A 21,356-nucleotide genomic window follows, 5' to 3' on the forward strand; every position below is an offset into this window, starting at 1 on the left:
ACCTTTGCACAAGTTCAAAATCCTGCTCCGTGTACAAATCTCTACTAAAGCCTCTACTCTTCCTAAAGAAACCGGAAGCTGCACACCATCTCACATTTGACCTCACCAAGCTGACTTTTAACCTACCCATAGTAAAGTCTGCATTGAAAGCTAATTTCAGATTGGATGATCCTTTGTTGGAAAGGGAGGTATTTGGATTGAAATTCAAAAATCCCGTGGGATTGGCAGCCGGATTTGATAAAGATGCCAAGCTGATTGATGAAATGGCCATGTTGGGTTTTGGTTTTATTGAGATTGGAACATTGACCCCAAAGCCTCAGGAAGGAAATCCTCAACCTCGATTGTTTCGGCTTCCTCAGGATGAAGCACTTATCAACAGAATGGGCTTTAATAACGGCGGGGTGCTGGAAGCTGTGGAGCGATTGAAAAAAAGAAAATCCGATGTCATCGTCGGTGGGAATATTGGCAAAAACAAGGTAACTCCTAATGAAAATGCAGTGGATGATTACCTGTATTGCCTCGAAGCATTGCATCCCTATGTGGATTATTTTGTGGTTAATGTCAGTTCACCCAACACTCCAAACCTTCGGGATTTACAGGAAAAAGAGCCCTTAAAAGCTTTGCTTTCGGCAGTCAAATCTGCGAATGATAAAAAAGAAAAGCCAAAGCCCATCCTTCTCAAAATTGCCCCGGATTTGACAGATGGACAATTGGACGATATTATAGAGATTGTCCTGGAAACAGAAATAGACGGAGTTATCGCCACCAATACCACTATTGATCGCAGTGCTTTGAAGACGGACAAGAATCAGGTAGAAGCAATAGGCGCGGGAGGGGTAAGCGGAAAAGTTCTGAAAAACAGAAGTACCGAAGTAATCCGATACCTCAATCAGAAATCCATCGGCGCTTTTCCTATCATTGGAGTAGGGGGAATTTATTCTGCAGAAGATGCGATAGAAAAATTACAGGCCGGAGCCAGCTTAGTTCAAGTCTACTCAGGCATGATTTATGAGGGACCTAGCCTGATTAAACGTATCAAAAAAGGATTATTGGCTTATTTTTCGAGGTAATTTGCCAAACTTCCTTAGGAAGCCTTATCTTAAAATCGGATTTGAATCTAATACATGGCCACCAATTCACCCAGGACCAATACTTTTCGAAAAAAAGGAGAAAACGCAAAAAAAGCAGCCTCTACTAAAAGTAAAGGACCCAAAATCTCTTTGGGAGGCTTCAAAAACTCCAAGTTTGTCTTAACCCTAGGCATCATCTTGATGTCTGCAGGGATATTTTTGTTTATAGCTTTCATCAGTTATCTGCTGAATGGCCCTGCAGACCAAAGCGTGGTCATGAACAATGATTCTGAGGCCATCAGGGAATCTGCCAGAGAATCTCAAAACTGGTTGGGATTTTTGGGTGCTCAGGCAGGCCATTGGATGATTTACAGATGGTTTGGCGTCGCAGCATTTCTTTTTCCGCCCTTTCTATTCATTTTGGGTTTTAGATGGACTTTTAAGCTTTCCATTATCTCATTAACCCGCTATACCAGCTTTGCTTTATTCTTTACTTTCTGGTTGGGTTTATTGACCGGATATATCGTGATTTTAGTGCAGGGATACTCTTATTGGAGTTTCTTGTCTGGAGGTTTTGGTTACGAATTGGCCAAGCTTTCCTCTGATTTCTTGGGATGGGGCACTTTTATTCTAATTGGCGGAGCACTGCTGATTTTCGTGATATTCTTTTTTGATATTGATAAACTAGATTGGTTTAGCCTCAAAAATACCGGAGATGATATTCCCTATGAGGAAGATGAATCTGAAGGCTCTGATGATTTGGCTATCAAGCCGAGTTCGAAAAATGAAGATCCATTTGCTCTGGATGATGAGGAAGAAATCGAAGATGATGGGTCAAGCTGGACTGTCAAAGGAAATGAAGGACCTATTGAACTTTCCACCGAAAAAACTGAAGAAGAGGATGACCTTTTCAATGTACCTCAGGTAAACCTGCTGGACGAAATCAAGGAAAAGAAATCAGAAGTAGTGGCGGAGGAGAAGCAGTTCTCTGTTACTAAGCCTGTTCATGAGGAAAAGACTGCGGAAGAAGTAGAAAACCTAGACCCCTACGATCCGACCCTGGATCTGCCGAGATACAAATACCCAACCTTGGATTTGTTGAATGAATATGATCTTCAAAAAGTAACCGTTACCCGGCAGGAACTGGAAGAGAATAAAAACAAAATCGTAGAGACCTTAGAGAACTTCAAAATAGGAATCCAGGAAATCAAGGCTACGATAGGTCCTACTGTAACGCTGTATGAAATTGTACCGGAACCGGGGGTTAAAATTTCAAAGATCAAAAACTTGGAAGATGATATTGCCCTTAGTTTAGCTGCCCTAGGTATTCGTATTATCGCCCCAATCCCAGGTAAAGGAACGATTGGGATAGAAGTTCCAAACAAAAACCGCGAATTAGTGCCGGCAAGAGCTGTTTTGGGCACAGAGAAATTCATGCGCTCAGACAAAGATCTGCCTATTGCCTTGGGAAAAACCATCTCCAATGAGGTATTTGTCGTGGATTTGGCCAAAATGCCTCACCTATTGATGGCAGGTGCTACGGGACAAGGTAAGTCTGTGGGTCTGAATATGATTTTGGCTTCCTTGATTTACAAGAAGCACCCATCTCAGCTGAAGTTTGTATTGGTAGATCCCAAAAAAGTGGAATTAACCCTTTTTAATAAAATAGAAAGGCACTTTTTAGCCAAGCTTCCAGGATCGGAAGAGGCGATCATCACGGACACCAAAAAAGTAATTTATACACTGAATTCACTCTGTATTGAAATGGATAATCGCTACAATCTTTTGAAAGATGCCGGAGCGAGAAATCTCAAAGAATACAATGCGAAATTCATAGCAAGGAAGCTGAATCCTGAGAAAGGACATAGATTCATGCCTTATATCGTATTAGTTATAGATGAATTGGCCGACTTGATGATGACTGCCGGTAAAGAAATCGAAGGACCAATTGCTCGGTTGGCACAATTAGCCAGAGCGATCGGAATACATTTGGTAGTGGCCACTCAGAGACCTTCTGTTAATGTGATCACAGGTATAATCAAAGCCAACTTCCCAGCTAGACTTTCTTTCCGGGTGACTTCAAAAATTGACTCCCGTACCATTTTGGATGCAGGTGGAGCTGACCAGCTTATTGGCATGGGAGATATGCTGCTTTCGCAAGGGTCTGAAATGATTCGATTGCAATGCGCTTTCTTGGATACTCCTGAAGTAGATGCGATTTGCGACTGGATTGGAGAGCAAAAAGGCTATTCAGATGCCTATCTCTTGCCTGAATTTGAGGGAGAAGAAAGTGAAAGTGGAGTAGGCGAAGTAGATTTATCAGACAGAGACCCACTTTTTGACGATGCTGCTCGATTGATTGTCATGCATCAACAGGGAAGTACCTCCCTGATTCAGAGAAAACTAAAATTGGGATACAACCGTGCAGGTAGAATTGTAGATCAGTTGGAGGCAGCTGGAGTGGTTGGGCCTTTTGAAGGATCCAAAGCCCGAGAAGTACTCATCCAAGATGAAGCTAGTTTGGAACAGTTATTGAATAGCTTGTAAGTACCGGTTTAGTTTCCATCGGTATTATACACATGAACAAATTAGCCCTAGTTATAACCCTGGTTCTGAGCCTGGCCTTAGAACTCCCTACCTTTGCCCAAAAAGACCCCAAAGCCAAAACCGTATTGGATGCCATGAGCCAAAAGTTCAAAAGCATGAACGGTTTTACGGCTCAATTCGATTTTACTTATCAGGATAATACAGGCTCAAGTGATAGGCAAAGTGGTGAAGTAGCCGTGAAAGGCGAACAATATCGTCTGAAGCTTCCTGAGCAGGAAATCTACAATGATGGCAAGACTGTCTGGACTTTTATTCAAGCTGACGGATACAGAGAAGTGACTATCAATGATGTCTCCCAGACTGAAGGAGAATTGACCCCTTCCAATATCTATAGAATGTATCAGTCAGGCTTTGACTATAAGCTCTTGGCTGACAAGCAATATCAAGGCAAAACAGTATCTGTTGTTGAACTCAAAGCCACCACCAACAATACACCTTTTGAGCGGGTCAAACTGATGATTGACAAAAACACCAAAGATTTGCTTGGATGGGAAATGTTTGATGGACAAGGAGGAATGTTTTCCTATACTTTCAAAAACCTCAAGCAAAACACCAATCTACCTTCCAGCTATTTTGCTTTTGATCCAAAAAAATATCCGGGAATAGAAATTATTGATTTAAGGTAATCTTCTCCGGAATCAACTTTAACCAAGAGTGGATCAATTCCAGCCCGTATTCTGTGAGCAAGGCTTCCGGATGATACTGAACTCCTACTATTGGCAAAAAGGAATGCTGAATCCCCATAATTTCTCCTGAGTTCGTTTCAAGGATTGGGATTATTTCTTGAGGCAATTGTTGAAGCTGAAGCGAATGATATCTGGTGACCTGAAAAGTTTTCGGAAGGTTTTCCAACAATTCAGGCTGCCCAACTTTATTCACGGCGTAAACTTTCCCATGAGTGGGTTTCCTGTTTTTTACCAATGAAGCTCCAAAAAACTCTCCTACAGCCTGGTGTCCAAGGCATACACCCAAAATAGGTGTTCGCTGATGATACTCTTCCAGAATAGCCATTAAGTTTCCCGCCTGTTTAGGAATTCCAGGCCCAGGAGATAATATGAGTCCTTCAAATTGAATGCTTTTTAATTCAGCAAGGGATACATCATTTCTGACTACCTGAAGCTCCTCCCCTGTTTGCCGAATCAAGTCAGCCAGCATATGACTGAATGAATCAAAATTATCTATCAGCAGTAACATCCTTCACCTTCTCAACCAACTTATCAAAACTGCTTTTAGTGGACTCTACCTCAGGGAAAAAGGGAGAAACAGAATCTATTACTCCAGGAGCCCAAGGTTCGATGTACCCGATCATTTCGGAGTTTCTCTCCCATTTTTTGGGGAAATCAAAGTCAAATTCTTTGGTAAACCACAGAAAGAGACTTAGAAAAAATCCCGCTTTTACTACTCCAAAGAGCACTCCGGCAAAGGAATCAAAAGTCCCTAAAATGGTCAAATCCATGACTTTTTTCAAAACCCATCCGACAATCCGGATAAGCAGCAAACTAATCACAAAGATGATCAGGAAGCCTATGACAGGATAGGAGATATTCACTGATTCCACATTCTCTCCCAGCCAAGCAGCTAATGGATCCATAAAATAGAATCCTAAAATCACTGCAATCACAAAACCAAAAAGGCCAAGGATTCCAAGCAGGAATCCTTGTTTGTATCCTTCATAGGCGCCTAGCAACAGCACGCCTACAATGACTATATCTATGATTGAGTTGCTCTCCAATTTAGCTATTTAACAATGCTTTTACTTTATCAGCAATAGCCTTGCCATCTGCTTTTCCTGCTAGCTGTTTGCTAGCCACTCCCATCACTTTTCCCATATCTTTCGGGCTGGAAGCACCAGTTTGTGAGATAATTTCTTTCACTGCCTGAGTCAGTTCCTCATCAGTCAATTCCTTAGGCAAAAACTCTTGAATCACCTTCAACTCGGCCATTTCCACCTCATGCAAATCAAATCTACCTTGTTGTTCGTAGATATCTGCAGAGTCTTTTCTCTGTTTGGCAGCTTTGGTCAACAGCTTCAATTCATCATCTGAAGAAATTTCTCCTTTAGCTCCGCCTTTGGTTTCTTCCAATAAAATCATCGACTTGATTGCTCGCAAGGCTGTCAATCTTCCCTTATCTTTAGCAATCATCGCTGATTTTATTTCACTTTCTATCTTCTGCTTTAAACTCATTCGTCCTAAGTTTGTGTTATACTACTATTATCCGGACAAAAATACCTTTTTGACTCGTTTATGACTAAACTAAGTGTAAATATTAATAAAATAGCCACTTTGAGAAACGCGCGAGGAGCTAATAACCCCAATGTGGTGCAGGTGGCCTTGGACTGCGAACGATTTGGTGCTGAAGGAATCACGGTGCACCCAAGACCTGATGAAAGGCATATCCGATTTCAGGATGTATTAGACCTTTCCGAGGTCGTAACTACTGAATTTAATATAGAAGGGTATCCCGATAAGCGGTATATGGAGCTGGTGAAAAGGGTAAAACCTGCACAAGCTACCCTGGTGCCTGACCCACCAGAGGCTATCACCTCCAATACCGGTTGGGACACGATTACCCATCAGAGTTTTTTGAAAGATATCGTAGCTGAATTGAAAGAATCAGGCTGTAGAGTATCCATCTTCATCAATCCTGAGAGCAAGTATTTTAAACCTGCCAAAGAAACCGGAACCGACCGGGTGGAATTATATACAGAACCTTATGCAGCCCACTACCATGAGGACCGGGAAAAAGCGGTTGCTGCCTATGTTGAAGTATCCAAAATTGCTAAGGAATTAGGTTTGGGACTAAATGCCGGACATGATTTAGACCTACACAACCTGGCATTTTTGAAACACAAAATCCCTTTTTTGGATGAGGTTTCCATAGGCCATGCCTTGGTTTGTGATGCTTTGTATTACGGGCTGGAAAATACGATTCAGATGTATAGAAGAAGACTAGAAGTCTGAAAGCTCAAGGTAGAAAGCTGAAATTTCAGAATCCAAAATTTTGAAAATACCCATACTTTAGTTGTATACTTTCAGAGTAAAAAGTATCTCCATTACTTGATGAGTTTTAGATAAAGGTGAATTTCTCATTGAAAATTAAATAGATGAAATCGAGCATGGCCCAAAGTGACACTCAGAGAGACGCCCCGATGTATCGGAGAACCAATGCGAAGATTCCATTTGACCTCTGAAAAACAAATTATAAACACATGAAATTAAACTTTAAGAAAACAGGCACAGGTAAACCTTTGGTGATTCTTCATGGGCTATTTGGTTCTGCGGACAACTGGTTTTCCATTGCCAAAGAACTGGAGAAAGACTTTACACTTTACCTGGTGGATCAAAGAAATCATGGAGATTCCCCGCACTCGGAGGAATGGAATTACGGGGTCATGGTGGAAGATTTAAAGGAGCTAATTGATGAGGAAGGCTTGGATAGAATCTACCTCATGGGTCATTCCATGGGAGGCAAAACTGCCATGAATTTTGCAGTGGAGTATCCTGAACGGGTGGATCGATTAATCGTAGCCGATATTGCACCCAGATATTATGAAGTCCATCATCAAACTATTTTAGAAGGGCTTAATTCCATCAAATTAGATCAAATCAAATCCAGAAAAGAGGCTGATGATCAGTTGGCAAAGTATATTGATGAAGTAGGCATCCGTCAATTTTTATTGAAAAGTCTGGGTAGAAACAGTGAAGGTTTTGTCTGGAAAATCAATCTTCCTGTGATCACTGAAAATATAGAAGAAGTAGGTGAAGAGTTGGACTCCGATGGAAAATACGAAGGCCCTACCCTATTTCTGGGAGGATCCAATTCAAACTACATTCGGCAGGAAGACCTACCGGATATCTTGGAGCATTTTCCCAACTATCAAATCGAATTTGTACAGGATGCAGGGCATTGGTTACACGCAGAGAAGCCAGAAGCAGTAATTCAGGAAGTCAGAAGATTCTTGAATTAACTTTAAAGGTCTTGATTGAGTTTTGTTTCAGCTTTCTCATTTGAGCTTTCTGACTTTCACTTCACCTTTCGTCCATGCTTCATCACCATATCCACATCCTGTAGCAGGTTGATATAGCGAAGCACATCCCCTCGCACAGCGATGATGTCGGCATATTTTCCTTCGGAGATTGTGCCATAGTCCTTGTCGACTTTCATCGCCACAGCAGGCCAATAAGTAGCAGCTTTGATTGTTAGGAGTGGATCCATACCGAAGCGATTCACCCAGACATCCAGCTCATTCCAGGTGCTTTGGCTATGAAACTTCATGGGGATGCCGCTGTCTGTCCCGATCAAAAGAACCGCCCCGCTTTGTCGGAGTTGATTGAATTTCCGTTCTAAGGTTGGTTTTCTCACAGGCGTAAGCTGGAAATAGGACATCCTACCTGGATAGCGCAAGGATGCCCGGATATCTCTGATAATCGAATCAGGTAAACCCAGGTGCCAAGAGGGATCATCCAGTTTTTCGGGATTATCTCGGACATATTCGTAATTGTACAAGCCTTCTACGGTAGGGGTCCAGAAAATGGGTCCCAAATTCATCTTGGCAGCACGCTCCTTCAATAGCTGCATAATATCTTCCGGATATTCAGGAGCCGAACTGAGCCCCGTATGCTCGAAGCAGTCAACTCCTATCTTTAACCCGACTCTAATTTCATCCGGTCTATGGGAGTGCCCCACCACCGGAAGCCCATATTTGTGGGCTTCATCAACCACGGCTTGTGCTTCCTCCAAGGTCATCTGATCCTGATCAATAAGCTTAATTACATCCACACCGGCGTCGGCCAATTTTTTCACTTTTGCCCGTGCATCCGCAGGACCGTTTACTCCCCATCTAAATGCTTCAGTTCCTGGATAAGGCTTCTTTTGGATAAATGGCCCGGAAACGTAAATAGTGGGACCTGGAATTTCACCCCGATTGATTCGGTCTCGTACATTAATACTTGCTTCCAAAGGGGCACCTAAATCCCTGGCGCTGGTCACTCCAGCCATCAGCAACTGATGGGCGGAGGATGGCATAATAACGGGCTCAAAAAGATCAATGTAGGTGCTGTCCCAATGTGCGTAATCGCTGTGCCCATTAATCATCAAGTGAACGTGCATATCCCAAAGCCCGGGAAGGACACTCATTCCTTCAGTTGAGATAATTTCGGCCCCTGCCGGAATCTCCAAACTTCCCACTTGCCCCACAGCCTTGATCCGCTCTCCTTCGACAATGATGACCGAATTACGAATCGGCGTACCTCCGAATCCGTCGATCAGCGTGCCTCCTACGAGGGCTTTGAGGTTTTGGGGAAACAAATTGCCTGAAATCAGGAAAAAAACAAGGAAGAGCTGGGTTTTAAAATTCATAAGCATCTGATTTGGTCTGATCCAATCAAAAGGTAATGATTTTGCTTTTTAAATTTTAACTTCGTTGTCTAAAATCAAATTCAAGATGCCCCAAGGAAAACTTTTTTTGATCCCCAATGTACTCGCAGAAAATACGGCAGATGCGGTCATTACTCCCCAAGTGAAAGAGGTGATCGCTCATACCAAAGTTTTTCTGGTCGAAAATCTCAGAACCGCACGTCGCTATATCTCCAGTTTGAAATTGGGCGTAAACTTGGAGGAAGTCCATATGGAAATCTTGGATAAAAATACCACGCCGGAGAGCATCAACCGATTACTGCAACCTCTTTTCAAAGGCGCCGATGTTGGAATTATTTCTGAAGCTGGATGTCCGGGAATTGCAGACCCAGGAGCTTTGGCAGTGGCTCATGCCCATGCCAGAGGGATTCAGGTGGTTCCACTATCAGGGCCAAGTTCCATGTTTTTGGCCTTGATGGGCTCTGGTTTTTCCGGTCAGTCATTCGCTTTTCACGGATACTTACCCATAGACAAAAAAGAAAGAAATCAGGCTCTGAGAAAACTGGAAGCAGAGTCAGCAAAAGAGCATAGAGCCCAGATTTTTATGGAAACACCCTTCCGCAACAATCAATTGCTGGAAGATGCATTGGCGGCCCTTTCTCCTCAAACCAAATTGTGCATTGCCAAAAATCTGACCGCTGCTGATGAACTGATCCAAACCAAGACCATTTCGGACTGGAAAAAGAACCCTATTGACCTGCATAAGATCCCGACTGTATTCATCCTTCAAAGCTTTTAACCATGTTTATTCTTGACGCACATTTGGACCTGAGCATGAATGCTTTGGAGTGGAACAGAGATTTGACTCGACCAATCTCAGAAATTAATGCCAGGGAAAAAGGACTGAATGACAAACCCGACAGAGGCCGGGCGACTGTCTCCCTTCCAGAGTTAAGAAAAGGAAATATAGGTTTGGTTGTCGCAACTCAAATTGCCCGCTATGTCGCTCCGGGAAATCCCCTGCCCGGATGGCATTCCCCAGAGCAGGCTTGGGCTCATACACAGGGACAATTGGCATGGTACCAAGCGATGGTTGACCAAGGTGAAATGTCCCAAATCAAAAATTGGAAAGAATTAGAGGCTCACTTGGCGAGCTGGAATGCTGCAACTGATAAAAGCAAGCACCCAATAGGCTTTATACTTTCTCTGGAAGGTGCAGACTCCCTGGTCAATTTGGATTATTTGGAAAAAGCCTACGATTATGGATTGCGTGCAATCGGGCCAGCTCATTACGGCCCCGGACGCTATGCGCATGGAACTGATGCTTCTGCCCCACTCAATTCTCAAGGGAAAGAATTACTTAGAAAAATGGATGAGCTGGGTATGATCTTAGATGCCACGCATTTATGTGACGAAGCATTTTGGGAGGCCTTGAAAATATTTAAGGGACCAGTCTGGGCCAGCCACAACAATTGCCGGGCCTTGGTGGATCATAACCGCCAGTTTTCAGATGATATGATCCAGGCCTTGATAGAGCGAGGAGCCGTGATAGGAGGAGCATTTGATGCCTGGATGCTTAGTCCCAACTGGGAAAGGGGAAAATCTACGCCAGTTGAGCGGGACGTGAGAATTACTACAGTTTTGGATCATTTGGATCACATTTGCCAAATTGCCGGAAATGCTGACCACATAGGAATAGGTTCAGACTTGGATGGAGGATTTGGCAAAGAGCAATGCCCTTGGGATTTGGAAAGCATTGCTGATCTCAGCAAGATTCCAGACCTGCTGAAGAACAAGGGTTTCGAGAAAAATGACATAGAAAAAGTCATGCACGGCAATTGGTTGAACTTTTTGAAGAAAAATTGGGGATAATTGATCTGAAATTGTATAAATCTACCCTTTGATTGGTTGCATAAATAATTCAAATTGAATTATTTGCAGTAGTTAAACGCCAACCTTTCAATTTCTATGAATTTTAAATTTCTACTAAGTTTTCTGATTTGTGGTTTTATTGTTTTTTCTTCTCAAGGCCAAAAGCTTCAAATAAGAGCAAATCATTCTGATGCTAAATTTATCTTATTAAATGATTACGATGACTCCGAAAAGCAGGAGTTGGGAACGGGATCAATTGAGTATAAGCTTGAAAAAAACTCCAAGAATCGGATAAAAATTACCAAACCAGGCTATCAGCCAGTCATCAAAGAGTACAATAAAGACCTGAAATGGGATAAATCGCAAGATGTAGTTTTAGATACCCGAAGAATTGATATCTCAGTTGAGCCTTTTGATGCCGAGATATTTGTAGATGGCAGAAAAATCGGGTCAAAAGCTATTTACATGACCATCCCCAAAGACCGCTCTGCTACTTTGGAAATTAAAAAGCCGGGTTTTGCGTCGGTTACCAAAACCTATTACAATTCACCAGAGCGAGAGACTCCTCCGGTTCGAGAATTTTTCGAATTAAAAAATAGACAAGTTCGCCTGGAAGTACAGCCAGCAGACGGGCAAGTAAGCCTCAACGGAATGCCTATGGGTAAAGGAAATCAAGATATCATCGTTCCGGCTGGTGATTGTGTTACTGTAAAAGTCAATAAAGAAGGCTTTGTAGAGTACACCAAAGTTTATTGCAACAAACCTGGAATCGACCCTGATCCTCCTGTGAGAGAATCTGCTGTTTTGGATGAAAGATTGGTGAAAATCACCACTATTCCTACAGATGCAGCGATTGAGGTATTGGGACAGCGTGTAGGCGTAGGTTCCTACGAATTGAAAGTACCTAAAGGTCGTTGTATTTCTGTTATTGTATCCAAAGATGGTTTTGTGAAATATTACAAAGACTACTGCAATCAAACAGATAGAAATACACCACCTGTAGCAGATGCTATTGAAATGGCTAGGGATCAAGCCTACGACAATTCGGTTTCTTCAGATTTGGCAAATGTCAGAATCACTGTACCTGTGAATAAATCCTACAGCGCCGAAGAAGCTTGGAGAATATTATCCTCCATTGTTACCCGATATTTTGATATTTTAGAAACTGTGGATTTTAACACAGGATATCTGACCACTTCTTGGCAAGTCGAGAATTTCAATTCATCTGTCATCAGAACCAGAGTTATTGTGAGTTCTGGAGGCAACTCCGACCAATTAGCCTATGCTGTCAAATTAGTCAGTCAAGCGGCAGATCTTAATGATCCAAGTAGGGTGAAAGAGGTGGTTACCGTTAAGGATGATGAGCTATTTAGAGATTGGTCAAGAATCATGATTAAATACCAAGGATTGATTGAGGAGATTCAAGCACGATTGCAATAAATCAATATTCAAAAACAACAAAAAAACCTCAGAAAATATCTTCTGAGGTTTTTTTATAGCCCCGACGGGAATCCCCGTCCGAATGGCTTCAGCCGGGCGGAGAACCTAGATCTAGCATTTAGGAAACGCTTGTTATTAGGTAGTTTTTCAAATACCAGTATTTCAATTGTTTGTAAATTTTTATTGCAGTAAAACACGTCCCCATTCTATCTCTAACTGCAAGGTGATTTTACCTTCATCCCCTCAGGCAACACCTACTTCGTAACAATCTTGAGGAAGTTCGAAGAATCAAATCTGACATATCGTAAAATGAAGGTAGGTGAGGGTTTTTATCTATTGCCCTGGTCATGGCTGAAGTAAAAAACCAAGGAGATTTACACACACATTCTTTCGATTTCCAATAAAAAGGAGCAGAGTTCGCTAGACAGTTTGGACGAAATTCTTAATTTAGTTTCGGAATAAGACAAGAATCCATTTAACAAATAATATAGACGACTAATGGGGACTTGGAGAGTTTGTGAATGCCCCTGATTTTGTATGGCGAATAAGAAGGGTAATATTTCAATCTCCCTTTTCATTTAAAAATCAAACAGCTCCCGATTTTTAATATGTTCTTGAGCTGATGGGAAAAAACGTGCACTAGTTCATGAGTCGCTGGCGCACGAGCGAATTGGGTAATGGGAGAATTCGTTAGGCAGTAAGATGGAATAACATTACTAAAGGTGCATCTATGCAGCTAGAAATGGTAAATAGAATTACAAAAAGTGCATAAATAAACAAGTTATAGGGCATTTTAAAAGACGACACAACTACAATGAGTTTGAAAGGACAAACAGTAAGAATAATAGTAAGTGAACCTTGGGATTGGGAAGAAAATCTTTTCGGGACGATTATTTCTGACCGTGGCGGAGAAAAATTATTGGTTAAATTGACTAAACCAATAAAAGGCAAAAAATTGACAAGCGACCTAATCGAACTTAAACCAAGATATGAAAAGGAAACATTTAAACCACTTGGACAACATTACTCTGTGACAGTTGGCGGTGCTTTGGTAAAAGAAGAAAATGACGAATTTGATTATATAATAATCGGCAGTGTAACAATCGATTAAAATGACATTAGCTGAACTACATACAAAATTAAAAAGCAATGGAATTGGCGAAGACCAATATTTCCTACACGGACTTTTCGGCTCTACTGACGACAATGACAAAATAGGCTTAACAATAAGACAAGGACAAAACGGACTTGAATATGAAACTTTTTATAAAGAGCGTGGTGAGAAACACTCAATAAGAACTTTTACGACTGAAAAAGAAGCTTGTGAACACATTTTTAAAAAACTCATTGACGAACAAATACTTTACAGAATCCAAAAAATTGTAGGTCTATCAGGAATGACAGTGAATGAAAGACTATGGGAAAGCGGACTAATGGACGAGTTTGATAGAGCCAAAAAGAAAGACAAAACAAGAGCGAAGGAAATTTTAAGGTGGTTAAGAGTTGACGAACCTTCAATTCAAAAGATTGTAAAATGACGACAGAAGAAAAAAAAACGCCCTATAACAGGCGTTTGGCTCAATGGCGGGTAACGTGGTTAATTGAACATTTTACCTCGTATCAACTTTTGTGGTGTATTGACAGTTTAGTGCTCCGAAATCCGCCACTGCGCCAAGCGCCAAAACGTTAATATAGTAGCCCTGCTAGGAATCGAACCTAGATCTAGCGTTTAGGAAACGCTTGTTCTATCCGTTGAACTACAGGGCCAAGCCTTGAATCTAAATTCAAGTCACGCAAGTTAAAATAAAACCCTACTTTTTGACAAATTATTTCGACCCAACTTATGGCATTACAGGGAATTACCCTATCTTTGCACTCCAAATTTAGGATGGACGGGTTCCATCCACTAAACAAACACAATTTAAATTATGGCAGTTAAAATCAGATTAGCACGTAGAGGTAGAAAGAAAATGGCTATCTATGACGTGGTTATCGCAGATGCAAGAGCTCCACGTGATGGACGCTTCATCGAGAAAATCGGTACTTACAATCCGAACACTAACCCTGCTTCCATCAACATCAACAATGAGCGTGCTCTACAGTGGTTGTTGAACGGAGCTCAGCCAACTGACACTGTAAAAGCTATGCTTTCTTACAGAGGTGTCATGCTGAAAAAACACCTTCAAATCGGTGTAATCAAAGGAGCAATCACTCAAGAACAAGCGGATGCGAAGTTCGAAGCTTGGTTGAACGAAAAAGACGCGAAAATCGCAGGCAAGGTTGATTCTATCGGCAAGGCTAAAGAAGAAGCTCGTAAGAAAGCTTTGGAAGCTGAAGCTGCTAAGAACCAGGCTCGTTTGGATGCTATCAAAGCTAGAGAAGACGAAGCAAAAGCTGCTGCAGCGGCTGCTGAGGCTCCTGCTGAAGAAGCTAGCGAAGAAGCAGCTCCTGAAGCTTCCGCAGAAGGCGACGAAGCAACAGAAGCTTAATAAAGAATCTCCCCATGAACAAGGAGCAATGCTTTCAATTAGGCTATGTAGCCAAGGTTCATGGACTTCGTGGTGAAATAGTTGTGGTGCTGGATGTGGATTATCCAGAGGATTATGAAGATCTGGAGCACCTTTTCCTCGAACAAAAAGGCAGATTGGTTCCATTCTTTTTGGAACACTTTGTCTTACAGCCAGGAAATAAAGCCTTGGCAAAATTTGAGGAGCTGGATCGCATAGAGCAGGTGGAGCATTTGGTAGGGTCGGAAGTTTACCTTCCGCTTAGCGAACTTCCCGAACTAACAGACGATCAATATTACTACCATGAATTAATAGGGTTTGAGGTAGAGGATGAAACCAAGGGACTTCTCGGTCCGGTGGAAATCATTTACGATCTGGAAACCCAAGATCTCCTCGGAGTAAAACACCAAAACAAAGAAGTGCTCATCCCAATTCAGGATGGCATCATTCAAAAGGTGGACAAGGCAGCTAAAAAAGTTTACTGCCGATTACCCGAAGGTTTACTTGACATTTATTTGGAAGACTGAGGCATGCACATTGACATCATCAGCGTTGTTCCCGGATTATTGGAAGGGCCTTTCTCTCACTCTATTCTAAAAAGAGCTGAGGAAAAAGGACTAGCCACAATTCGAGTGCACAATTTGCGGGATTATGCCACTGGCAAGCAAAAGCAGGTAGACGATTATGCCTTTGGAGGCGGCGCGGGAATGGTCATGATGATTGAACCCATCGCCAACTGCATCGAGGCTTTGCAAAAAGAGAGAACATATGATGAAATCATCTATATGACTCCTGACGGCAAGACTTTTGATCAGCCCATGGCAAATACGCTATCGATGAAGCAAAATCTACTGATCCTTTGTGGTCACTACAAAGGTGTGGATGAGAGAATTCGAGAGCGGTTTATCACTCAGGAAATCAGTATCGGAGATTTCGTCCTTTCAGGAGGTGAATTGGCAGCAGCTGTAGTGGCGGATGCAGTGATCAGACTCCTACCGGGCGTTTTAAACGATGAGACTTCTGCCTTGACAGATTCCTTTCAGGACAATCTGTTAGCCCCACCAGTCTATACCAGGCCTGCTGAATGGCAAGGAATGGAAGTGCCGGAAGTGTTACTTTCTGGGCATGAAGCCAAAATAAATGAATGGAGATTTGAAGCGTCGGTTCGCCGAACCCGTGAGCGAAGACCTGACCTTTGGGCCAAGTCCGGATTAGGGGAAAGCGATTTGAAATCGAACAAAAAGTAATTGAATAAGCCACGCGTTGGCCAAACAGCGAAAGCATAAAATATAGAAGCTATGAGCGAACTAATGAAAATTGTAGAAGCGGAATACAGCGAGGCGAGAGCCAAATTCCCTTCTTTCAAAGCTGGTGATACCATCAACGTACACGTACGTATCAAAGAAGGTAACAAGGAAAGAATCCAGCAGTTCCAGGGAACTGTAATCCAGCGTAAAAACCCGAATACCAATGGTGAGACTTTCACAGTAAGAAAAATCTCGAACGGTATCGGTGTAGAGCGTATCTTCCCTATCCTTTCTCCTTCTATCGAGCAAATCGATCTATTGAGACAAGGTAGAGTAAGAAGAGCTAGATTGTTCTACTTGAGAGGACGTCAGGGTAAAGCTGCTCGTATCAAGGAAAAAATCCAGGTGAAGCACTAAGCTTCTCCGGAAATCATAAAAAAGGAACTCAGCAATGGGTTCCTTTTTTGGTTTAAAGCCATTTGTAGACAGGAAAAAGCCAGCCCTCCATTTCATTCAGCTCAACCCCTCTTACAATCCTCCACAAATCCTTATCTTTGCACCCTGATTTGAAAAACTTTATATCAAATAGCCTGTTTTCAGACTAGAAACACAATTCCATGAGTAGAGAAGTTCGCGTACGATTTGCCCCTTCACCCACAGGGCCCTTGCATATTGGAGGTGTAAGAACCGCCCTATACAATTACCTTTTTGCCAAAAAAACGGGAGGTAAATTCCTCTTGAGAATAGAAGATACAGATCAGAATAGATTTGTTCCTGGTGCAGAGGAGTACATTAAAGACTCTTTGGAATGGTTGGGGATAGCTCCAGATGAAAGCCCATGGAATCCAGGTTCGGTAGCCCCTTATCGCCAATCTGAGCGAAAGGCTGACTATATGCAGTACGCTTTGGACTTAGTGGAAAAGGGACATGCCTACTATGCTTTTGATACAGCAGAGGAACTGGAAGCTATGCGGGAAAGACTAACAGCTGCCAGAGTGGTGACCCCTCAGTATAACAGCATTACCCGAACCCAAATGAAAAACTCTCTGACGCTCTCTGAAGAAGAGGTGAAAGAGCGCTTAGCATCGGGTGAACCTTATGTCATTCGGGTGAAAATCCCTCGAAAAGAAGAGGTGAGAATGAATGACCTGATTCGAGGATGGGTGATGGTTCATTCCAGTACTTTGGATGATAAAGTATTGATGAAGTCTGACGGGATGCCAACCTATCACCTTGCAAACATCGTGGATGATCATTTGATGGACATTACGCATGTCATCAGAGGGGAAGAATGGCTACCATCAGCTCCATTGCACGTGCTACTTTATAAATTCTTCGGTTGGGAAGACACCATGCCGGAATTTGCTCATCTGCCACTCCTTCTGAAACCAGATGGTAATGGAAAATTATCCAAAAGAGATGGCGATAAGTTAGGGTTCCCTGTTTTCCCACTCAATTGGGAAAATAAGGAAAGCGGAGAAACGGCTGCAGGTTTTAGAGAGCAAGGCTATCTTCCTGAAGCCCTATTAAACTTCCTGGCATTCTTGGGTTGGAATCCCGGAGATGAGCGCGAGATTTTTTCCAAAGAAGAATTGATAGAAGCATTTAGCATAGAAAGAATCGGTAAGGCAGGAACCAAATTCGACATCGCTAAAGCAAAATGGTATAATGAGCAATACATCCGTACCAAATCCAACCAAGAATTGGCTATACAGGTAATTGCCGATGCAGCCAAGGATGGCATGGAGCTTTCTCAGGAAAAGGCAGAGGCTATCGTTGCTTTGACAAAAGAGCGAGTAACGTTCGCGTCTGAAATCTGGAGTGAAAATAAATTCTTGCTAATCGCTCCTACCTCATTTGACGAGCAGGTAGCCAGTAAAAAATGGAATGAAGATGCAGTCAAAGTACTGGAGCACTATGCAGGAAGTATAGAGGCTCATTCTGGCGATTTTGACGGGGCAACCGCCAAGTCCCTATTGGAAAATTCGGCCGCTGCTGTGGAAGTTAAGTTGGGAAAAGTTATGCAAGCAGTAAGATTGGCGGTCACAGGTGCAGGTGCAGGACCGGATTTGATGGAGATATTTGCTATCTTAGGTGCTAAGGAAGTAGCAGCAAGAATCAAGTTTGCGATTGAAAGCCTTCCTGTTGCAGGATAAAATTCAAGTCATGGCTAAAAAGAAAAAAACCAAAAAAGAAGACCCAAAAGTTCACGATGAACTGAAAGGTTTCAAAATGGAAATCAACTCATTCGGAGAGATTAATTCTTCCTTTCCTATCGATAAAATCAACGAGTTTTTGAATAAAAATGTGGAAGACAAAAAGTTGAAAGATCGAGACGATTTAGAAGATGTTAAAAAACCTAAGAAATAGAAAAAAGCTCCTAATTGGAGCTTTTTTTCTTTTCTTTTAAAGATAATTATCTACAAACTAATTACTTTTAAACTTTACCTAATAGTTTCGATAAATCAGATGAAAGCAGGAAAACCACTCATTCTATTTTTGTTATTCATTCTAAATGCTTCCTTAACCTATTCCCAAACAGGCAGTATCAAAGGCATTGTCAAAGACGCTGACACAGGGGAGACACTACCGTTTTGCAATGTGTTTATCAATAATACCACCATCTCTACAGTCACAGATATGAATGGCGCTTATTTATTGGAAAATCTTGAAGCGGGACCCTTGGAGTTGAGCTTTTCCTTTATGGGCTATCAGGCAGAGACCAAAAAAGTCAATTTAAATCCTGGAGGTCTCCTGACTGTCAACCTAAGTATGAAAGCCCTTGAAACCGAGCTGTCAGATGTAGAAATCAAAGCGAAAAGAGATAAAAGTTGGGAAAGGGATCTAAGGAAATTTCAAAATCTCTTCTTGGGAAATGATGCCATTGCTGCGCAGGCAATCATAGAAAATCCCTGGGTGGTAGACTTCCCCGAAGTGAGCGATAAAAACACCTTCAAGGCCTCCACCCAATTACCCTTGGAAATCAATAACAACTACTTGGGCTATAAAATAACTTTTGACTTAAAAGAGTTTTTCAATACCCCAACCAATTATCGGATAGCAGGCGCAGCGAGATTTGAGGAGATGAAACCTGAATCGGAAACCCAGCGCAAAACTTGGGAACAAAACCGTGCCGACGTCTACAGAAAGTCCCCTCAGAACATGTTCCGGGCTATCATCAATGGAGAGCAGGAAAGGGAAGGCTTTTTCCTTTATGGAGATAAACCAGGAGGCTCTCCTTCTCTCAACATGCGCTCAGATATTTTTGCGAATGAATTGGGTCGCTCGGTAATCCCTTACAAAACTGATCAAATGGTGGTGCCAGCTGACAAGCCAGGGGAATATTGGATCAATCTGAAAGGCAGAATTGAGATTCATTATCAAAAAGGATATACACAAATCAACACCTACAAAGATGCCCCATATCCGGTATCCTGGCTGGAGGTCAATGGAGGAAAAGTTCGGGTTCGGGAAAATGGATCAATTCTCAATCCACAGGACCTGGTTTTCTCCGGAGATATGGATAGGAAAAGGATCGCTACTATCCTACCCTTAGATTACGACGCTGAGAAAGCTATTCAACTTCAAAATTTAGAGAGAACTGCAGCTAATTTTCAGGAGAAGGTCTACCTGCATACGGATAAACCTTATTACTATGCTGGAGATGAGGTGTTTTTCAAGGCTTACTTTAAGTATGGAAATCCTTACCTGAAAGAGGAATTGAGCAAAGTTCTGCATGTGGAATTATTGAATTCTACTAGGGACTTTGTCATTGAGAAAAAATTCAAAATTTTTGATGGAGTAGTAGTGGGAAATTTTTACCTACCAGATAGTTTATCAGAGAAAAAATATTACCTGAGAGCCTATACCAACTGGAATAAAAATTACGGCCCGGATCATTACTTCATTAAAACCCTTCCTGTTTTAGGCCCTTTTGAAAGACTTAACGCTAAAGGGGAACTGACCCTGGGCTCGGAATATATTCAGGTCAATACCCCTAAAAATAGCTATGGCCCTCGGGAAAAAGTAAACTTGACATTGACTCTTACTGATAAAAATCAAAAGCCAATTCAAGCCAATTTATCAGTATCAGTTTTAGATCAAAGTTTGGTGTCGCCTATGGAGGATCCTGCTAAAATCAAACAGACTTTAGTCTTGGATGAGATTCCAGAGAGCATCAAAATTGATCGCTTTTCCTATCCAGTAGAAAAATCCCTCACCCAAAAAGGAAAAGTCCTGGATGAAAAAGGAAAAGGAGTACAAAGTCAGGTTACTGTTTTCATCAATGATTTTGAAGGAATTGTAGATCTAGAGTCAGATCGAAATGGGGATTTTTCTTTGGAGGAAATGGAATTCTACGGTCCTATGAAAATTGCAATTCAGGCTCAGGACAAAAAAGGAAAGAACATCTCTAATATTCAGTTGGAGCCGGAACTAAATGCACCTGTCTCTTTGCCAAAAAACAGCATATTTCCTACGATTGAAAAAAGTGATACACCTATCCGGGAAATAAATCTCCGTGAAAGAGAACAGGAATTGGAACCTGTACTGGTAGAAGATAAAAAAGCCACCAAGATTGAGGCTATTTATGGAAATGCTGACTATGTGGTTAGCGGTGATAAAATCATGGCAACCGGAAATTCAGTTGATTTAGTCAATAGCTTGGCAGGGAATGTTCCGGGCATGCGGGTAACCCTAGAGGGTGCCTCTGGAAGACAACAAATACGTTTGAGAGGTGGAGCTACTTCAGTAAGCAGCTCGATGGAACCCTTGGTCATGATCAATGGTGCAATCATGGCCAGTACAGGAAGTTCAACTGCGGCAGACAACCTTAGAAGTATCAATCCCAATGATATTGATAGAATTGAGGTCGTTTCCAGAACTGTATCTATGCTTGGTGATCAAGGAAGAAATGGAGTAATAGCTGTTTATCTCAAAGAAGGAAATCAAAACATCTCATCCCCTTTGATGCCTACAGTAGGCTTGTCCCAATTTGTGATCGAAGGGTATGAACCTGTCAAGTCCTTCTTTTACATGGATTATGAGCAAGAAAAAGATTTCAGCGGGAAGGATCAAAGACAAACACTTTACTGGAATCCTTACCTAGTAACTGATGAATCCGGAAAAGTGAATATCAGTTTTTACACCAATGATCTAGCTGGCCCGATGATTGTGGAAGTGAGGGGTCTTGGACTCAATGGAGAGCCAGTTTCCGGAACTTTCATCATCAATTCCAAATAGTTATTTGGTTGGTT

The 21,356-nt window shown here is 42.0% G+C and carries 21 protein-coding genes and 1 tRNA gene; 17 read left to right on the forward strand and 5 right to left on the reverse strand.

What is annotated here, in order from left to right:
- The first annotated feature begins 29 nt into the window (after positions 1-29).
- From B2906_RS03450 to B2906_RS03460, 3 genes are read left to right on the forward strand one after another with little or no spacing between them, the layout of a single operon-like run.
- Positions 30-1,070, forward strand: coding sequence for a quinone-dependent dihydroorotate dehydrogenase (locus B2906_RS03450; protein ID WP_286935611.1), 1,041 nt, complete (start codon positions 30-32; stop codon positions 1,068-1,070).
- 54 nt (positions 1,071-1,124) lie between these two features.
- On the forward strand, positions 1,125-3,617 hold the full coding sequence (locus B2906_RS03455) for an FtsK/SpoIIIE family DNA translocase (RefSeq protein ID WP_091652380.1): 2,493 nt from the start codon (positions 1,125-1,127) through the stop codon (positions 3,615-3,617).
- A gap of 32 nt (positions 3,618-3,649) precedes the next feature.
- Positions 3,650-4,303 (forward strand): LolA family protein, encoded by a 654-nt coding sequence (locus tag B2906_RS03460; RefSeq protein ID WP_286935612.1) that lies wholly within the window; start codon positions 3,650-3,652, stop codon positions 4,301-4,303.
- On the opposite strand, the gene B2906_RS03465 is transcribed toward B2906_RS03460, so the two are convergent.
- From B2906_RS03465 to B2906_RS03475, 3 genes are read right to left on the reverse strand one after another with little or no spacing between them, the layout of a single operon-like run.
- On the reverse strand, positions 4,287-4,871 hold the full coding sequence (locus B2906_RS03465) for an anthranilate synthase component II (protein ID WP_286935614.1): 585 nt from the start codon (positions 4,869-4,871) through the stop codon (positions 4,287-4,289). The genes B2906_RS03460 and B2906_RS03465 overlap by 17 nt on opposite strands.
- The gene (locus B2906_RS03470) at positions 4,852-5,409 is read right to left on the reverse strand and encodes a CvpA family protein (RefSeq protein ID WP_175557861.1); all 558 of its coding nucleotides are present in this window, start codon (positions 5,407-5,409) and stop codon (positions 4,852-4,854) included. The genes B2906_RS03465 and B2906_RS03470 overlap by 20 nt, the downstream gene beginning before the upstream one ends.
- Before the next feature lies 1 nt (position 5,410).
- Entirely contained in the window at positions 5,411-5,863 is a 453-nt protein-coding gene (locus tag B2906_RS03475; protein ID WP_091652369.1) for a GatB/YqeY domain-containing protein, read from the reverse strand.
- A gap of 60 nt (positions 5,864-5,923) precedes the next feature.
- Here B2906_RS03475 and B2906_RS03480 point away from each other — a divergent pair, with 60 nt between their 5' ends.
- Both B2906_RS03480 and B2906_RS03485 read left to right on the forward strand, forming a co-directional pair.
- On the forward strand, positions 5,924-6,640 hold the full coding sequence (locus B2906_RS03480; RefSeq protein WP_286935615.1) for a pyridoxine 5'-phosphate synthase: 717 nt from the start codon (positions 5,924-5,926) through the stop codon (positions 6,638-6,640).
- 248 nt (positions 6,641-6,888) lie between these two features.
- Entirely contained in the window at positions 6,889-7,647 is a 759-nt protein-coding gene (locus B2906_RS03485; protein WP_286935616.1) for an alpha/beta fold hydrolase, read from the forward strand.
- A 56-nt stretch (positions 7,648-7,703) separates the two neighbouring features.
- Here B2906_RS03485 and B2906_RS03490 read toward each other — a convergent pair whose 3' ends face one another.
- On the reverse strand, positions 7,704-9,038 hold the full coding sequence (locus tag B2906_RS03490; RefSeq protein ID WP_286935617.1) for an amidohydrolase family protein: 1,335 nt from the start codon (positions 9,036-9,038) through the stop codon (positions 7,704-7,706).
- Between the two features lie 85 nt (positions 9,039-9,123).
- Here B2906_RS03490 and B2906_RS03495 point away from each other — a divergent pair, with 85 nt between their 5' ends.
- From B2906_RS03495 to B2906_RS03515, 5 genes are all read left to right on the forward strand, one after another.
- Positions 9,124-9,834 (forward strand): SAM-dependent methyltransferase, encoded by a 711-nt coding sequence (locus B2906_RS03495; RefSeq protein ID WP_286935618.1) that lies wholly within the window; start codon positions 9,124-9,126, stop codon positions 9,832-9,834.
- A 2-nt stretch (positions 9,835-9,836) separates the two neighbouring features.
- The gene (locus B2906_RS03500; protein ID WP_286935620.1) at positions 9,837-10,907 is read left to right on the forward strand and encodes a dipeptidase; all 1,071 of its coding nucleotides are present in this window, start codon (positions 9,837-9,839) and stop codon (positions 10,905-10,907) included.
- A 96-nt stretch (positions 10,908-11,003) separates the two neighbouring features.
- Complete coding sequence (locus B2906_RS03505) at positions 11,004-12,347, forward strand: hypothetical protein (protein ID WP_286935621.1); 1,344 nt, start codon at positions 11,004-11,006, stop codon at positions 12,345-12,347.
- 814 nt (positions 12,348-13,161) lie between these two features.
- Positions 13,162-13,458 (forward strand): hypothetical protein, encoded by a 297-nt coding sequence (locus tag B2906_RS03510; protein ID WP_286935622.1) that lies wholly within the window; start codon positions 13,162-13,164, stop codon positions 13,456-13,458.
- 1 nt (position 13,459) lies between these two features.
- Complete coding sequence (locus B2906_RS03515) at positions 13,460-13,885, forward strand: hypothetical protein (protein ID WP_286935623.1); 426 nt, start codon at positions 13,460-13,462, stop codon at positions 13,883-13,885.
- A 157-nt stretch (positions 13,886-14,042) separates the two neighbouring features.
- Here B2906_RS03515 and B2906_RS03520 read toward each other — a convergent pair.
- A tRNA-Arg gene (locus tag B2906_RS03520) sits at positions 14,043-14,114 on the reverse strand.
- A 161-nt stretch (positions 14,115-14,275) separates the two neighbouring features.
- Between B2906_RS03520 and B2906_RS03525 the strand changes: the two genes are divergently transcribed.
- The 7 genes from B2906_RS03525 (at position 14,276) to B2906_RS03555 (ending at position 21,342) form a co-directional block, all read left to right on the forward strand.
- Positions 14,276-14,836: a 30S ribosomal protein S16 gene (locus B2906_RS03525; protein ID WP_091652347.1), complete on the forward strand. Its 561-nt coding sequence runs from the start codon at positions 14,276-14,278 to the stop codon at positions 14,834-14,836.
- Positions 14,837-14,850: 14 nt separating this feature from the next.
- Positions 14,851-15,381, forward strand: a complete 531-nt coding sequence (rimM, locus tag B2906_RS03530; protein WP_219957095.1) for a ribosome maturation factor RimM — start codon at positions 14,851-14,853, stop codon at positions 15,379-15,381.
- 3 nt (positions 15,382-15,384) lie between these two features.
- Positions 15,385-16,101, forward strand: coding sequence for a tRNA (guanosine(37)-N1)-methyltransferase TrmD (gene trmD / locus B2906_RS03535; protein ID WP_091652340.1), 717 nt, complete (start codon positions 15,385-15,387; stop codon positions 16,099-16,101).
- Between the two features lie 51 nt (positions 16,102-16,152).
- A complete protein-coding gene (gene rplS, locus B2906_RS03540) occupies positions 16,153-16,518 on the forward strand; it encodes a 50S ribosomal protein L19 (RefSeq protein ID WP_091652338.1) in 366 nt (121 codons plus the stop codon).
- Between the two features lie 200 nt (positions 16,519-16,718).
- Positions 16,719-18,257: a glutamate--tRNA ligase gene (gene gltX / locus B2906_RS03545; protein WP_286935624.1), complete on the forward strand. Its 1,539-nt coding sequence runs from the start codon at positions 16,719-16,721 to the stop codon at positions 18,255-18,257.
- A gap of 10 nt (positions 18,258-18,267) precedes the next feature.
- Positions 18,268-18,471, forward strand: a complete 204-nt coding sequence (locus B2906_RS03550) for a hypothetical protein (protein WP_219957097.1) — start codon at positions 18,268-18,270, stop codon at positions 18,469-18,471.
- A gap of 99 nt (positions 18,472-18,570) precedes the next feature.
- On the forward strand, positions 18,571-21,342 hold the full coding sequence (locus tag B2906_RS03555) for a TonB-dependent receptor (protein WP_219957098.1): 2,772 nt from the start codon (positions 18,571-18,573) through the stop codon (positions 21,340-21,342).
- Positions 21,343-21,356: the final 14 nt, after the last annotated feature.

The organism is Algoriphagus sp. UBA3586, from assembly GCF_002376385.1.
GTDB classification, from domain to species: Bacteria; Bacteroidota; Bacteroidia; order Cytophagales; family Cyclobacteriaceae; genus Algoriphagus; species Algoriphagus ornithinivorans.

Bases quoted from the DNA above. Each gene is read 5' to 3' on its own strand.
- B2906_RS03550 (WP_219957097.1), top strand. From the start codon at position 18,268: ATGGCTAAAAAGAAAAAAACCAAAAAAGAAGACCCAAAAGTTCACGAT.
- B2906_RS03485 (WP_286935616.1), top strand. From the start codon at position 6,889: ATGAAATTAAACTTTAAGAAAACAGGCACAGGTAAACCTTTGGTGATT.
- B2906_RS03455 (WP_091652380.1), top strand. From the start codon at position 1,125: ATGGCCACCAATTCACCCAGGACCAATACTTTTCGAAAAAAAGGAGAA.
- B2906_RS03495 (WP_286935618.1), top strand. From the start codon at position 9,124: ATGCCCCAAGGAAAACTTTTTTTGATCCCCAATGTACTCGCAGAAAAT.
- B2906_RS03475 (WP_091652369.1), bottom strand. From the start codon at position 5,863: ATGAGTTTAAAGCAGAAGATAGAAAGTGAAATAAAATCAGCGATGATT.
- B2906_RS03525 (WP_091652347.1), top strand. From the start codon at position 14,276: ATGGCAGTTAAAATCAGATTAGCACGTAGAGGTAGAAAGAAAATGGCT.
- B2906_RS03480 (WP_286935615.1), top strand. From the start codon at position 5,924: ATGACTAAACTAAGTGTAAATATTAATAAAATAGCCACTTTGAGAAAC.
- B2906_RS03500 (WP_286935620.1), top strand. From the start codon at position 9,837: ATGTTTATTCTTGACGCACATTTGGACCTGAGCATGAATGCTTTGGAG.
- rimM (WP_219957095.1), top strand. From the start codon at position 14,851: ATGAACAAGGAGCAATGCTTTCAATTAGGCTATGTAGCCAAGGTTCAT.
- rplS (WP_091652338.1), top strand. From the start codon at position 16,153: ATGAGCGAACTAATGAAAATTGTAGAAGCGGAATACAGCGAGGCGAGA.
- B2906_RS03465 (WP_286935614.1), bottom strand. From the start codon at position 4,871: ATGTTACTGCTGATAGATAATTTTGATTCATTCAGTCATATGCTGGCT.
- gltX (WP_286935624.1), top strand. From the start codon at position 16,719: ATGAGTAGAGAAGTTCGCGTACGATTTGCCCCTTCACCCACAGGGCCC.
- B2906_RS03460 (WP_286935612.1), top strand. From the start codon at position 3,650: ATGAACAAATTAGCCCTAGTTATAACCCTGGTTCTGAGCCTGGCCTTA.
- trmD (WP_091652340.1), top strand. From the start codon at position 15,385: ATGCACATTGACATCATCAGCGTTGTTCCCGGATTATTGGAAGGGCCT.
- B2906_RS03505 (WP_286935621.1), top strand. From the start codon at position 11,004: ATGAATTTTAAATTTCTACTAAGTTTTCTGATTTGTGGTTTTATTGTT.
- B2906_RS03515 (WP_286935623.1), top strand. From the start codon at position 13,460: ATGACATTAGCTGAACTACATACAAAATTAAAAAGCAATGGAATTGGC.
- B2906_RS03510 (WP_286935622.1), top strand. From the start codon at position 13,162: ATGAGTTTGAAAGGACAAACAGTAAGAATAATAGTAAGTGAACCTTGG.
- B2906_RS03555 (WP_219957098.1), top strand. From the start codon at position 18,571: ATGAAAGCAGGAAAACCACTCATTCTATTTTTGTTATTCATTCTAAAT.
- B2906_RS03490 (WP_286935617.1), bottom strand. From the start codon at position 9,038: ATGAATTTTAAAACCCAGCTCTTCCTTGTTTTTTTCCTGATTTCAGGC.